1 protein-coding gene is annotated in these 1,133 nt (G+C 61.1%); it reads left to right on the top strand.

All coding sequences use genetic code 11. The annotated features are described in order from the left end of the window. Positions 1 to 144 precede the first annotated feature (144 nt). Positions 145 to 1,107 carry an IS110 family transposase gene (locus ACVOK8_RS19130; RefSeq protein WP_481568197.1) on the top strand — a complete coding sequence of 321 codons (963 nt, stop codon included), beginning with the start codon at positions 145 to 147 and terminating at the stop codon, positions 1,105 to 1,107. Positions 1,108 to 1,133: the final 26 nt, after the last annotated feature.

Here is a 1,133-nt window from a genome sequence, read left to right as displayed (position 1 = left end):
CAGCCGACAGACGAGCCGAGCGATCCCCATCCCGCACCTTAACGTCGATAAAGGATCTAGCGGCCTTTGAGGACCGCCGATGTAGGCAAGCCAACGTGGTGCGGTACCACCCCAGCCCCTCAACAATAGCTGGGAGTTGTGCAGATGTCAGATCGTTTCGCTGTTGGAATCGATGCCGATTCAAAGACCTTGGTGGTGGCGCGCCATGGCACTAAAGGTAGTATTCGAATCGCCAATTCAGCCTCGGCGATCAACAAATGGTTGTCCAGCCTGCCGGCGAAGTCTCGTATTGGTGTTGAGGCAACCAATCGCTACCACGAGCTTGTGGTTCAAGCTGCGCAGAGCGCCGGTCACGCCGTGTTCGTGCTCAATCCACGCGATATCAAGCACTACGCCAAGGGCGTGGCCTGCCGCGGCAAGACCGACGCTGGCGATGCGCAGGTCATTGCGCGTTACATCGCCAAAGAGGCCGACAATCTGCATGAGCATGTCGCCCGCTCGCCTGCGCAGGAGCGGCTGCATGTGCTGCTCCAGCAACGCGACAGCCTGGTCCGGAGCAAGGCGAAGTTGAATCTTTCGCTGGGTGCGGGGGCATCGGAGTCCGCCCTCTTTGGGGGCATCTTCAGCGGCCTGAAAGCGGCCATTGCCATGCTGGACCAGCAAATTCAGCAGCTGTGCCGCAGCGGCGAACAGTGCGATCTGTATCGACGAATCATGACCATTCCGGGGATCGGGCCAACAGTGGCGGCCTTCATCACCCATCACATCACCCGCTGGCCGCTGGCCAACTCCGATGCGTGGATTGCCTGCACCGGCCTGGATCCTCGGCCCAACGAGTCGGGTGCCCGGATCGGCCGACGCCGTTTGTCCAAGCGAGGCAATGCCGGCCTACGCCAGATCCTCTACATGGCCGCCATGGGTCTGACGCGCTCCAAGGGCGGCAAACCCCTCTACACCGCCATCCGTGAGCGCGGCCACAGCAGCACCGCCAGCTTCAACATCCTGGCTAGAAAGCTGGCCAGAATCGCGTGGGGTGTTCTCAAGAGCGGCCGGGATTTCGATCCGACCATGCTGAGAGTAGGTCAAGCCTGCTTCCAGCAGGCTTGACCGCGAACATAGGATCTCGGCTCTAC

The sequence above is a fragment of the Stenotrophomonas sp. STEN083 genome (assembly GCF_056759195.1).
The sequence above is the reverse complement of the archived record's forward strand: the minus strand, read 5'-3'. Positions and strand labels throughout refer to the sequence as shown.